The following is a 12,140-nucleotide window of genomic DNA, read 5'->3' as shown; positions in this document are numbered from 1 at the left end:
AAAAAATAAAAAAAAGTTTTTTTATTTAAACTTTTGAATACATTTGACCCCATGATGAGCAGCAATCATTTTTTTTAAACTGCGCATCGCCTTTTAAAATGAAAATTGTTTTCAGATTCGGGCTGGAGGACATAAAGAAGTCTATCCTCACAGCTGCTCTAGGTATAGAGAACCGAATTTTATGGCTGACTTCTGAAATTCAATCTTATCTAACAGGTAGAATTAACTCTTATTTAATTGTTAATCAACCTTCTCTTCATTTTTTAAACTTTAATAGTTAGTAGCTTTAAGCTAACTAATAATCGACATATAGCTTTATATAATGAAGAACAAGTATATTGATCTTATTGATCAAACCTTCTATTTTCCTCAAGAGGAATTTGAATTAAAAAACAATTGGCTACAATTTCACGGTATTGACCTTAAACAATTAGTAGCTGATTATGGATCACCTTTAAAATTTACCTACTTACCTAAAATATCGCAAAATATAAAAGCGGCGCAAGGATGGTTTCAGGATGCAATAAAAGCACATGATTATAAAGGAGAGTACCATTATTGTTATTGTACAAAAAGCTCGCACTTTAAACATGTGCTAGATGAAGCTTTGAAGAATAATATTCATATTGAAACTTCAAGTGCTTTTGATTTGGACATAGTTCAACAGCTTAAAAGAAGCGGAAAAATAAAACCAGATACTTACATAGTGAGTAATGGTTTTAAACGTGACCAGTACATTGACAACATTGCACAATTAGTTAATCAAGGACATGATAACTCAATTAGTGTTATTGATAATTATGAAGAATTAGGGTTACTGCGTGGTGCAATTAACCGTCCGTTTAATGTGGGAATACGCATTGCTAGTGAAGAAGAACCTAAGTTTGAGTTCTATACTTCAAGACTAGGGATTGGGTATAAGGATATTGTTCCTTTCTACAAAAAACAAATACAAAACGATGAAAAAGTATCACTCAAAATGTTACACTTTTTCATTAATACAGGAATAAGAGATACTGCTTACTACTGGAACGAGCTCAATAAATGTTTAAATGTTTATGTACAGCTCAAAAAAATATGTCCAGAATTAGACAGTCTGAATATAGGTGGTGGATTTCCTATTAAAAACTCACTTGCATTTGAATACGACTATGCCTATATGATTCATGAGATTGTAGGTCAAATTAAACAGTATTGTGTTCAGGCAGGAGTAGATGAGCCTAATATTTTTACTGAGTTTGGAAGCTATACCGTGGGAGAAAGTGGTGGTGCTATTTTCCAAGTGCTGTATCAAAAACAACAAAATGATCGTGAAAAATGGAACATGATCAATAGTTCGTTTATCACAACATTACCAGATACTTGGGCCATAAATAAGCGATTCATTATGTTACCTCTTAACGGGTGGAATAATGAGTATGAGCGCGTATTACTAGGTGGTCTTACTTGTGATAGTGATGACTATTACAACAGTGAACAACACATGAATGCTATTTATTTGCCCAAATACAATAAGGATAGACCGTTGTTCCTAGGATTTTTTAATACAGGTGCTTATCAAGAAACCATTGGTGGTTTTGGTGGTTTACAACACTGCTTGATACCACAACCTAAACATATTCTTATAGATAGAGATGAAGAAGGCAATTTAACCACTTCACTTTTTTCTGAACAACAAAAATCTGAGCAGCTTTTGTCTCTTTTAGGTTACAGTGAGTCACCACTTACAGTAACAAGTGAAGAGGATGTCGAGTTGCCTGAAACAATCAATTACTCTATTTAATCCTTTCATAAAAAATGAAACTTTCATCGACTTATGCAGGAATTCCAGATGAATTCGGAAACCTGAATAACGCAAAAACAGTATTAATTCCAGTTCCTTACGATGGTACAAGTACCTGGGGAAAAGGAGCCGATAAAGGTCCTGATGCTTTTCTAGAAGCCTCAGAAAATATGGAGTTGTACGATATTGAAACAAATACTGAAGTTTACAAACAAGGTATTTATCTAGCACCAACTATTGATGAAAATTCAAGTCCAGATGCTATGGTAAATGCAGTTTACAATGCAGTCAAAGGTCACGTAAACCGTAACAAATTTGTTACCTTATTTGGTGGTGAACACAGCATTTCTATAGGCGCTATGCGTGCTATGAATGAGCAGTATCAAGATTTAAGTGTATTACAATTGGACGCTCATGCCGATTTGAGAAAAGAATACATGGGGTCGCCATACAATCATGCTTGCGCTATGTATGAAGCAAATGAAAATATGAACTTGGTTCAAGTAGGAATACGCAGTATGGATGTTGCAGAAACTACTGTAATGAATAAAGACCAAGTATATTTTGCACATGAAATGATTACCGATGATTATTGGATGGATAGCGCTATAGATGCACTTACAGATGATGTGTATATCACGTTTGATTTAGACGCATTTGATCCATCTATTTTACCAGCGACTGGAACTCCAGAACCTGGAGGACTTCAGTGGTACGAGACTCTAGAGTTTTTACGACGTGTTTTTGAGGAGCGTAATGTGGTAGGATTTGATATAGTAGAACTGTGTGCAACTGGCGATTACAAAGCATCGGCATTTGCTGCGGCAAAACTTTATTACAAAATGTTGAGCTACAAATTTGCTAGCGATGAGCAAGACCATGATGGTGATTACGCTTTCGCGAAAGCGGAAAAAAACAATGTAAAATCTGAAAAAATTGACGACGATGAATACTAAAGGAGCTATTTCTCAATTCATAGAAAACTATTACTTGCATTTTAACGCAGCTGCACTAGTTGATGCTGCAAAAGGTTATGAAGATCAACTGGCAGCAGGCAACAAAATGTTGGTATCACTAGCAGGAGCTATGAGTACTGCCGAATTAGGTAAAATTTTTGCTGAAATGATCAGGCAAGATAAAGTTCATATAATTTCTTGTACAGGTGCAAACCTAGAAGAAGATATCATGAATCTTGTAGCGCACAGTCATTATAAAAGAGTTCCTAATTATAGAGACCTAACACCGCAAGATGAATGGGATTTACTAGAAAAAGGCCTTAATCGCGTTACCGATACCTGCATTCCTGAAGAAGAGGCATTCAGACGGTTACAAAAGCATATCTACAAATTGTGGAAAGAAGCAGAGGATGCAGGCGAACGTTATTTCCCACATGAATTCATGTACAAAATGTTGTTATCTGGTGTTCTAGAAGAGTATTATGAAATCGATTTGAAAAATAGCTGGATGTATGCTGCGGCACAAGCTAATTTACCTATCGTGGTACCTGGATGGGAAGATAGCACCATGGGTAACATTTTTGCTAGTTATGTTATGAAAGGTGAATTAAAAGCAAGCACAGTTAAATCAGGTATTGAGTATATGACAATGCTAGCAGACTGGTACACCGAGAATACTAGTGATAATGGTATAGGATTCTTTCAAATAGGTGGTGGAATAGCTGGTGATTTCCCTATTTGTGTGGTTCCCATGCTTTATCAAGATATGGAAAGAACCAATACGCCATTCTGGAGTTATTTCTGTCAAATAAGTGATAGTACTACTAGTTATGGATCTTATTCCGGTGCCGTGCCTAATGAAAAAATTACTTGGGGTAAGCTAGATATTGATACTCCTAAATTTATAATAGAAAGTGATGCTACTATCGTAGCTCCTTTGATTTTTGCTTATTTACTTAACATGTAGTCATGAAACAAGACGCTATTTCTTTCAAACGAGTTATTATAGATTATAAAAAACTCAATGATCAAGTATTACAATTACTTGTAGATAGATATCCAGATGGGTATGATGATAGGGATATTATAAGTTTTAGAAATAAGGATTATGAATGGGTAGATTGTGTTGAGGTGCGCACGCACGATACCATTTATCTAGTTAAAATCAGTAAAAGGCTTCAAACAGCTATGGAAGCCTATGAGAGTGATGTTGAAGAGGAAGACATTACTAATGAACTTGATGACAGTGAGGACAGCATGCTTCCAGAAAATGAAGATGCTGATTTTCAACCAGAAGTTGACTTTTAATTTAAAATGAAAATTACTGCCTGTCATGTAGCAGATCAAATAGACTTAAAGGAATTAAGTCTTAGTTTAAGTGGTAGACAGCTCAATTCTGTAAAGGATGAGCTGTTTATAAAAACGGAATCTGGTGAATATTTACAAGTATTGAGTTATGGAGTAGTATGTTCAACCAGTGATTTTCATAGAATAACAGAACAATTACAATTAGTCAAAAAACAGGCTAGTAATTGGTATGGATACCAGGAAGAAAACAGTGATTCTTTTCAACTTGAGCTTTTTAAGGAGCGATTACAATTGCACTACAATCAGTTAGATTTAATTGACGATGATCCTCAAAAGATAAGAATGGTCATGTTACATTTGTCACAATCTGTAGCGCTTTCAACCTACGCCAGTAAGGCTGAGGATCTTTTAATGGAGACTAAAAAACACACGTCCTTACTAGAACGTGATGGAAGACTTCAAATAAAAGGGAAGAAGCTCAAGAAGTATATAGGTGGAGTTCTTAATATTAAAAATGATATCAGTGAGCACCTTTATATTTTTGATTCACCAGATGAGGTTTGGGACGATGAGAATTTAAACGACATCAATAATGCTCTTAAAAAAGCATTTGACGTACAAGAACGTTATAGAATCATCAAGCAACAGTTGGATATTGTCAAGGAAAACCTGGATCTATTTAAAGAGATAATGTTCCATAATGAAAGCAGTAGATTGGAGTGGATCATCATCATACTCATCGTTATAGAAGTAATAGATTTATTTATTCTGAAGTTTTTATAGAATAGTAAATTTTTAAGAACAAAGCCCATGATACTTATGTTTTATGGGCTTTTTTTAATACAGTATTTCGACAAGGCTGGACTTTGGATGGTATAGATAAGATTAAAGTAATAAATAAGGAAATCTTCAGGTCTGATTACTAAATGCTGCTTGTAACGAATACTAGATTCTTCACAAAATTAAAACCTAACTCTCAATCCTGCATAAGTATTAATGCCTGGAGCTGGTTCAAAGTACCGACCTCCAAAGGCGTTGATACGAATGTTATCGTTGTACTTTTGGTCAAATAAATTATTTATTCCTGCAAATGGAGTAAGACTTACTCCGGATAATTGAAACTTGTAAGATCCACGTAGTTGACCTATGATTACTTCTGGTTCTATAGTGCTGTTTGCATCGTCAGTAAACATTTGATCACGATATTGAGCGCTCATAGTAAGATTGAAACTGTTTTTGGTATAAGTAATCATGAGTTGAGCCAGATGTCTGGGAATGGCAGGTAAATTGTTTCCTGAAAAATCACCATTAGGTAGCTCATAGTTTTGATAGGTGAAGTAGGAGAAATTGTAAGTAAGTCCAGCACTCCAATTAGGATTAAAACGGTATTGTGCAGCAATTTCAGTTCCGAACCTTTCACTGCTACCGGCATTTCTAAAAAACGTTCTATCTGGAAAGTCCTGCAATTCAAAAGGAACAATATCATCGGTAGTAAAGGTGTAGAATAGAGTAGAAGTCAAATTTAATTTTTCGAATTTACCACGATAGCCTATTTCAAAATTTAATGCCTGTTGAGCCTCTAGATTTTGATTAAAGCCACCATCATCCTCTGGGTTTGCACTCAACTCACTTAATACTGGTGTTTCATAACTGTTGGATACAGTAGCATAGAATTGATTCTTGTCATTTAATTTATAAGCTGCACCTGCATTTAAACTGAATTGATTGATTGTAATGTCATCGTTATTGATTCCATCAGATTCAAATTCATCGCTCACGCTTAATTCATTTATGTCATAGCGCACGCCAGCATTTACCGTCCATTTTTTCCATTCATAATCTTGTAAATAGAAAAATCCTAAACCGCTAAATTTTTCGTTTTGATTAAGTGTTTCGGTGCCGCGTTCACCTTCCAGATTTTCAAAACGGCGTCGGGCATCATTTTGATAACCGTAGTCTATTCCTAATTGCTGTTTGAATGAAAGATGTTCCTTTTTGGAAACTCTAGTCGTATTAACTCCAACTCCAAAATAGTTTCTGTTTAAATCAATCGCTCCACCAAATTCAAAAGGCAATCTAGCTTCAAAGTCTCTATAGCTGTAAAACCCATAACCGTTGAAAGTCCAATTACCTGTTTGATGCTTCAAACTTGTCCCTAGTTTAACTTGCTGGACTGCTTCCTGAGTTTCAAATAATAGGTTACGATCACGTGCCTGCCTGCGGTCTGTTGAGATAGCTTCTGCATTAAGACTGCCCGAATCTTCTGCTTCGGGACTATTTGCATAGTTCAATTGAAAATTAAGCTGGGTATTTTTTGAAAGATCATGAAACGATCTATAGTTGAACAAGTAATTCTCAAAACCACTTTGATCCCGATATCCATCGGTTGTGATTTGATTAGCGTGTATTACATAACGTGAAGCTTCTGTTTTAAAACCAGCAGTAACTTGAGATTGTAGCATGTTATAGGATCCTGCCGTAAGTCCTATTTCTACAAAATCTTTTTTAAAGTCGTCGATCGTATTTACGCTTATAACTCCACCGCTAGCATTACCGTACAAGGCACTAGATGAACCTCTTAAAACAGCTATATTATCAATAATCCCTAGAGGTAAATTATCAATTTGCCCTTGTCCATCAGGAGTAGTTTCAGGGATACCATCAACTACCAATTTTATACCGCGTATTCCAAACGCACTTCTCGCGCCAAAGCCTCGTATGCTTATTCGTAAATCCTGCGCATAATTATTGGCGTTCAGACTAAAAACCCCATTTAATTGATTGAGATATTCTTGCAATGATAATTGCTGTTGATTTAGGGCGCTTTCGCGAAAGCGAACTCTAGAAAAACTAGCAGTTACTTGATCTGGATTTTTATCAATTCTAGTCACCTTAAGAGCGACCGTATCTAAAGGTTGAACCTGTGCTTGATTTACTTGAGCTATACTTATTAATACGCTAAAAAGTAATAGGATAAAAAGGATTTGTTTCATGTCTTATAGTGGGATAAAGGTACACATGAAACCTAGTATAGTCGTTAAGGCTATAATAAAAGCATTGCCGTTCCCATGACGATCATTATGGCGTTTTCAATAAAAGTAGCTTCAGTCATAGGTAGTTTTAAGGCAGTTCCCAAACAAGCACATTGAATTTTTCTTTTGTTGAGCAATGTTTGAACTACTCCACCTGTGGTTATAGACAAAATAACCAGGGTTATTAAAATAGCGATGTTTGTATTAAACCTTAATAAGAACATGAGACCGAGTGCGGTTTCAATAAAAGGATAAATCCAACCGTAAGCTGGAATTACTCGTGCAAGTGGATCGTACATGCTAAAACTAACTGGAAATCCTTTTAAATCTAGCAATTTAAAAAAGCTGAAAACTATTAGGAAAAGCCCCATGAAATCTAGCATGATTGCTTTTATATCCCAAGTTTCTTTATGCAACAGCAGGCTTGCGGTGGTGATATAAAAAAGAATGAGAAACAAGGGTTTTAATTGCTGTAGTTTGCTAGGTTCGTCGCTAGGCAATTCTTGAGCGATACGATCTGACTTTTTGCTTATCGTATATTTTTCAGTAAGGTGTTGTTGCAACTCCTCAATCTCGATGTAGTTTTCTACCTCAAGAGTACCTTCTTTTTCTGATAGTGATACGCTTGCTGTTTTTACAGCAGGGATTCCCTGCAATTGTTGTTCAACATCGCTGCGACAACCATTGCAGGTCATACCTTCAATATGAATGATTTGTTTCATTATTGTTTTCTTTTGATAGCTGTTTTTTTGTAAAAAACGAGTTCTCCCTTGCGATAATTAGCAATGATAAGTTCGTCATCGTTTTGAATTACATCAGTAGGTTTGTCAATACCTTTTTCAATAATCTGTTTTAGGTCACCCATTCTATCATAAATAAGGATTCTATCGTTTTCAAAGTCTGTTAAAAATAATTCAGTTGCGGTAACGTGAATACCCGTTGCTGCTTTTAGATTATCATTCATACCTATTTCCATTACCGGTTCCCCATTTTTAGTCCACACTTGGGCACGATCGTTATAAGCATCGGCGATGTACAGGTGGTTTTCCATTATTTGAACATCTGTAGGATAGTAGAATTGTCCTAGCTTTTTCCCTTCACTACCTAATGATTGCCACGTACCGTTTGAAAAGTACAATACGCGATGGTTGTAAAAATCGGCAATGGCAATTTCATCCTTAAACATACTTATGGATGCAGGTGCATCTAGGGAATCGGTAATAGAAAGGTAACTTTTATTTGTTCCTTCTATCACAGCAATAGAATCTTTCCCGTATTCTGGTATAAACAATCGTTGAGTTGATTTGTCTTTGACATAGTCCAAGTGCATGGGACGTTCAAACTCACCTATTGTTTGGGTAATTTCACCAGTATGGTCAACCTTAACCACTCGATTGTGGTCGCCATCACTCAATATGTATTGATCATCGTCGCTAACTAGTCCAATAGGGTTAATTCCATCTAGACTTATGCTTTTTTCATAAGTCCATTCCGTCTCTACAGGTTGTTGTGAACAGCCTAATAAAACTACCGAAAGTAAAACGTATATCAATTTCATTATTGAACTCTTTTATAATGACAACATCCAGGTAGTTGATCGTATACTTGATCACTGGCTTTGGTGTTTTTAGTATCATGACCTACTTGGGTTACTTTTTGTTCCACCTGATTGACGGTAGTACTACCATCGTGAGAATAAGTAAGTTGTTTACTGTCAACGTCCCAAGTAACGCTTGCTACGCCAGGTAGGTTAGACACTGCTTTTTCAATTCTGGCCTTACACATACCGCATTTTCCGTTTACCCACAATTTGCTTTCTTGTAATGATGTGCTGGCGACTTCATTATTGTTGCTTGCATTTGTTTCTACATCGCCATTTGCTCTTGTGATAGTGGCAAGATTGGGTGTGTAACCTGCTTTTTCAACTTGTTTGATCACGGCTTGCATGCTTAGTGATTTTTCTGCTGGATAAGTGAAACTAAAATCTCCCGTTTCAATATCGATGGCGACATCTTTTATCCCTTTGAATTCCTTGAACTTTTTCTCTAGGCCATAGGCACAGAAAGGACATCCCAGTCCGTCGACTTGAATTTCAAAAGTATCTCGTTCTTGGTTGTTTTGTGATTCCGCTTTCGCGAAAGCGAACAAACCAATTAAAATGCTAAGTATATAAATGCTATTTTTCATATTATTTTTTTAAAAAGTGTAACGTGTTCCTAAAAACACAGAGTAATTAAGGGCTCGATTATCATCAATTTCCTGAACCAAAGGCAGTTGTACAGCGAGGTCAAAAGTGATGTTCTTGCGAGCGTATTGAATACCTTGCGCATAGAGTAGCTGGTACCAATCGCGCTCGTGCAACCAATGGCTGCTGTATTCAAAATATAGATTGAGTTGTTTATTGGGATACTGTGGCTTTAATAAGGGCAAACCAAAACCTAGTTTTGCTCGCATTTCATCCAGAGTACCATCTGGCATCCAGTTGTAACCAACCTCAGTACTGATACCGTATTTTAAGGTCTCGATTCCAGAAACGATACCGTAATATCCAGCATATTTACCTGTGCTTATATCCATTACATCAATTTCCTTACCTGTAGGAAGCGTTTGCAATGTTTTGGCAACCATACGCCAAGTTTTACCAGTTCCATCTTTACGATAGAATTGATATTTCCCCATGATTTTTAAATCTGCTAGGCCATTGCCCGATTGATCTTGTAGATCATAAATGGTAAAGGGTACATGCAGCGCTACCAGTGAGTTTGCCGTAGGTAAATAATGCAACATGACTGGAGCGTATAGAACAGATCCACGCTCAGTTTGTCGGTATTCAATTAGTGTTTTTGTTGTAAAGCTTTTGCCGCCTAACATGATAGGTTTATCGGCAGTTATAGGTGGTCCTTGTGCTGTAGTTAGATAACTAGACAACAAGATAAAACCTCCTAAAATGATGTTTTTCATTGTATGATTAATTTAAAGTAATGAGCTGATTTTTAAAATTTTAGTTTTAAAAACCGGTACTTTAAATCAAAAATTGATCGTGTAGTATGATGAGGTCGTGCCGTTTCCATGGCGGTGATTCCTCTAGAAAACCTAGCGCTGTATTTTGTTCAACTAAGGGTGCTTGATAGATGAAGTCATAGGAATGTTCTAGACTAGGCAAGATAAATTGAAAGTCCAAGGATGCTGCCACTTGCAGCTGCAATTCATCCTGACCTTCAACTACGATTTGTTCGTTAGAACAACAACCTGACTTTTCCATGGAATCCATTCCACATGAGTCAGCCTGATGATTAACGGCAGTATCGACTAGAAAACTACCACAAAAATGTTGATCAATCACTAATCCTTGCGTAGAAGCAAGGACAAGTAAAGCTAAAAAAACAGCTTTTATTTGATAGATCAATTTCATGGTTACGAAGATACAAAAAGTATGCCTTTAGGCGGATAAATTCCATTTTGGGTTTTGATGATGTAAAATTGCGTAACTTAGTTAGGCTATTCAGTATCAATACAATGAAATTACAAAATGAGGTTGTTTTACGTCCCAGGTTTAAGCTTGTTGTTCCCATGCCTGTAACTGAAGTTATAGAGCGATTACAAACTACACCAGGAACAGCATCTACCATCTATACTTCAATTTTAGACGGTCATATCTTTATCAAGATCAATAAAGAAGAGAGACACTTTTGGTCACCGCATCTTCATATTGAATCAGAAGAAACTGACGATAATCAAACCTTGCTAAAGGGAACCTTTGGTCCCAATCCTACTGCTTGGACCTTTTTTATGTTCCTACATTTTGTACTAGCTGGTTGTTTTCTGGCTGCAGCTATATGGTGTTATACCAATGTCGTTGTCGGTGCCTCTACAAGACTTCCTGTGATAGGCATGGTTGTAATAGTGTTATTATGGATTGCCTTTTACGTATTGGGTAGGTTGGGTAAAAAAAAGGCCGAGCCTCAATCCAGAGTACTGTATGAATTTTTACAAGCTCGTGTGTCACATCGTTAAACTTGAATAGGTCAATTGCCTTATTGAATAATCACAGGTATTAAGTCAATTTTGATTCATTGAATTTGATATCATGAGAAATTTTATACTCGTTATTTTTTTAGTTGTACTCACTACTTCATGTGACTTGAACGGTTATGGTCCCAAGGTGCAAACCGGTGGAGTAGAAGTATACTACAAGCCCAATGAATTAGAGAATCAGGCTCAAAGCTTGTCGGTGTTGTTAGATAGCCTGGAGTATGGCAAGAATGGCACTGTGAGTTTTCAAGTTATAAAAGACAGTATCATTAATCTTAAAATGGTTACTGATCCCACTTATTATTCTGATACTTCCATGGATTATGCCTTGAATGCAATGAGTATTATTTCACAAATTGAAATATTTAAAGACGAGAGTGTGCAGTTCCATATTTGTGATGAAACTTTTAATGTAAAACGTTCTTTAGAAGTAATTAAAAACGAGTAGTTTGATATCTGTTTTAATCGTTTTGGGCCTGATAAGCTCGTTGTCTATTCCTGTATTTATTTATACAACGACCAGCCAGCCCAAGGATAAAGTATTGCTTTTAAGAACGATTAGTTTAGGTATGGTAATTTGGAGTGCAGTTATGGGTTATGTATGGTTGTTTTATCTAGCGTTAATAACCAGTATTCCTTTTCTAATTTTGGGATTCCTACTTTTAATCACATCGTATTTATACAAAGCGAAGTCAAAAGATAGGAGGAAGCAAAATAAGTATTTAGACAAGTTGGTTTGGTTCCTGTTAATCATTGCAATTGGAGTGAACTACCTAGGATATTCAACATTTATTTGATGCTATGATTGTAAAAATAGTTTTGATAGCCGGTAAAGCCAGGTACATTCCTATGAGTTTAATCTGTCTTGTTTGTTGCGTGAGCATCCTAGTAATCGCTTTGTTTTTATTGGAAAACGCATGGCGTAAATCCCTTTACAAACAATTGAAAGCAAAGTCTAAGTTGCTGGATCAAGCCAGGTTGCAAAATAATTTTTTAATTGCCTTATGTAAGGATGCGTATAACCGCTGG

13 protein-coding genes are annotated in these 12,140 nt (G+C 36.1%); 7 read left to right on the top strand and 6 right to left on the bottom strand.

Features of this window, described 5'->3' with window-relative positions; genetic code table 11:
* Positions 1-322: 322 nt before the first annotated feature.
* The 5 genes from I5168_RS01020 to I5168_RS01000 are packed head-to-tail and all read left to right on the top strand — an operon-like array spanning position 323 to position 4,830.
* Positions 323-1,783, top strand: coding sequence for an arginine decarboxylase (locus tag I5168_RS01020; protein WP_431472183.1), 1,461 nt, complete (start codon positions 323-325; stop codon positions 1,781-1,783).
* Positions 1,784-1,797: 14 nt separating this feature from the next.
* The gene (speB, locus tag I5168_RS01015) at positions 1,798-2,739 is read left to right on the top strand and encodes an agmatinase (protein WP_105018389.1); all 942 of its coding nucleotides are present in this window, start codon (positions 1,798-1,800) and stop codon (positions 2,737-2,739) included.
* Positions 2,729-3,706 (top strand): deoxyhypusine synthase family protein, encoded by a 978-nt coding sequence (locus I5168_RS01010; protein WP_042279825.1) that lies wholly within the window; start codon positions 2,729-2,731, stop codon positions 3,704-3,706. Before speB ends, I5168_RS01010 begins: the two co-directional genes overlap by 11 nt.
* 2 nt (positions 3,707-3,708) lie before the next feature.
* The gene (locus I5168_RS01005) at positions 3,709-4,047 is read left to right on the top strand and encodes a hypothetical protein (RefSeq protein WP_042279823.1); all 339 of its coding nucleotides are present in this window, start codon (positions 3,709-3,711) and stop codon (positions 4,045-4,047) included.
* Between the two features lie 6 nt (positions 4,048-4,053).
* Positions 4,054-4,830 (top strand): RMD1 family protein, encoded by a 777-nt coding sequence (locus I5168_RS01000; RefSeq protein WP_431472182.1) that lies wholly within the window; start codon positions 4,054-4,056, stop codon positions 4,828-4,830.
* Between the two features lie 179 nt (positions 4,831-5,009).
* Here the strand turns inward: I5168_RS01000 and I5168_RS00995 are convergent, their stop codons facing one another.
* From I5168_RS00995 to I5168_RS00970, 6 genes are all read right to left on the bottom strand, one after another.
* Positions 5,010-7,040: a TonB-dependent receptor family protein gene (locus I5168_RS00995; RefSeq protein WP_431472181.1), complete on the bottom strand. Its 2,031-nt coding sequence runs from the start codon at positions 7,038-7,040 to the stop codon at positions 5,010-5,012.
* A 50-nt stretch (positions 7,041-7,090) separates the two neighbouring features.
* Positions 7,091-7,801, bottom strand: coding sequence for a heavy-metal-associated domain-containing protein (locus I5168_RS00990; protein WP_431472180.1), 711 nt, complete (start codon positions 7,799-7,801; stop codon positions 7,091-7,093).
* Positions 7,801-8,637 carry an NHL repeat-containing protein gene (locus I5168_RS00985; protein WP_338350804.1) on the bottom strand — a complete coding sequence of 279 codons (837 nt, stop codon included), beginning with the start codon at positions 8,635-8,637 and terminating at the stop codon, positions 7,801-7,803. The genes I5168_RS00990 and I5168_RS00985 overlap by 1 nt, the downstream gene beginning before the upstream one ends.
* Positions 8,637-9,266, bottom strand: a complete 630-nt coding sequence (locus I5168_RS00980; RefSeq protein ID WP_431472179.1) for a heavy-metal-associated domain-containing protein — start codon at positions 9,264-9,266, stop codon at positions 8,637-8,639. Before I5168_RS00980 ends, I5168_RS00985 begins: the two co-directional genes overlap by 1 nt.
* Before the next feature lie 9 nt (positions 9,267-9,275).
* Positions 9,276-10,040, bottom strand: coding sequence for a hypothetical protein (locus I5168_RS00975; protein WP_060523092.1), 765 nt, complete (start codon positions 10,038-10,040; stop codon positions 9,276-9,278).
* A gap of 61 nt (positions 10,041-10,101) precedes the next feature.
* Positions 10,102-10,491 (bottom strand): HYC_CC_PP family protein, encoded by a 390-nt coding sequence (locus I5168_RS00970; protein WP_431472178.1) that lies wholly within the window; start codon positions 10,489-10,491, stop codon positions 10,102-10,104.
* Positions 10,492-10,595: 104 nt separating this feature from the next.
* Here I5168_RS00970 and I5168_RS00965 point away from each other — a divergent pair, with 104 nt between their 5' ends.
* Both I5168_RS00965 and I5168_RS00960 read left to right on the top strand, forming a co-directional pair.
* Positions 10,596-11,093 carry a GTP-binding protein gene (locus I5168_RS00965; protein ID WP_431472177.1) on the top strand — a complete coding sequence of 166 codons (498 nt, stop codon included), beginning with the start codon at positions 10,596-10,598 and terminating at the stop codon, positions 11,091-11,093.
* Between the two features lie 73 nt (positions 11,094-11,166).
* On the top strand, positions 11,167-11,559 hold the full coding sequence (locus I5168_RS00960; protein ID WP_085774203.1) for a hypothetical protein: 393 nt from the start codon (positions 11,167-11,169) through the stop codon (positions 11,557-11,559).
* The last annotated feature ends 581 nt before the right edge of the window (positions 11,560-12,140 follow it).

Source organism: Nonlabens sp. SCSIO 43208 (genome assembly GCF_050703575.1).
Lineage (GTDB): Bacteria > Bacteroidota > Bacteroidia > Flavobacteriales > Flavobacteriaceae > Nonlabens > Nonlabens tegetincola.
The sequence above is the reverse complement of the archived record's forward strand: the minus strand, read 5'-3'. Positions and strand labels throughout refer to the sequence as shown.

What these genes read in the sequence shown, in the direction of transcription:
- I5168_RS01020 (WP_431472183.1), top strand. Translation starts at nt 323, where the DNA reads ATGAAGAACAAGTATATTGATCTTATTGATCAAACCTTCTATTTTCCT.
- speB (WP_105018389.1), top strand. Translation starts at nt 1,798, where the DNA reads ATGAAACTTTCATCGACTTATGCAGGAATTCCAGATGAATTCGGAAAC.
- I5168_RS01010 (WP_042279825.1), top strand. Translation starts at nt 2,729, where the DNA reads ATGAATACTAAAGGAGCTATTTCTCAATTCATAGAAAACTATTACTTG.
- I5168_RS01005 (WP_042279823.1), top strand. Translation starts at nt 3,709, where the DNA reads ATGAAACAAGACGCTATTTCTTTCAAACGAGTTATTATAGATTATAAA.
- I5168_RS01000 (WP_431472182.1), top strand. Translation starts at nt 4,054, where the DNA reads ATGAAAATTACTGCCTGTCATGTAGCAGATCAAATAGACTTAAAGGAA.
- I5168_RS00995 (WP_431472181.1), bottom strand. Translation starts at nt 7,040, where the DNA reads ATGAAACAAATCCTTTTTATCCTATTACTTTTTAGCGTATTAATAAGT.
- I5168_RS00990 (WP_431472180.1), bottom strand. Translation starts at nt 7,801, where the DNA reads ATGAAACAAATCATTCATATTGAAGGTATGACCTGCAATGGTTGTCGC.
- I5168_RS00985 (WP_338350804.1), bottom strand. Translation starts at nt 8,637, where the DNA reads ATGAAATTGATATACGTTTTACTTTCGGTAGTTTTATTAGGCTGTTCA.
- I5168_RS00980 (WP_431472179.1), bottom strand. Translation starts at nt 9,266, where the DNA reads ATGAAAAATAGCATTTATATACTTAGCATTTTAATTGGTTTGTTCGCT.
- I5168_RS00975 (WP_060523092.1), bottom strand. Translation starts at nt 10,040, where the DNA reads ATGAAAAACATCATTTTAGGAGGTTTTATCTTGTTGTCTAGTTATCTA.
- I5168_RS00970 (WP_431472178.1), bottom strand. Translation starts at nt 10,491, where the DNA reads ATGAAATTGATCTATCAAATAAAAGCTGTTTTTTTAGCTTTACTTGTC.
- I5168_RS00965 (WP_431472177.1), top strand. Translation starts at nt 10,596, where the DNA reads ATGAAATTACAAAATGAGGTTGTTTTACGTCCCAGGTTTAAGCTTGTT.
- I5168_RS00960 (WP_085774203.1), top strand. Translation starts at nt 11,167, where the DNA reads ATGAGAAATTTTATACTCGTTATTTTTTTAGTTGTACTCACTACTTCA.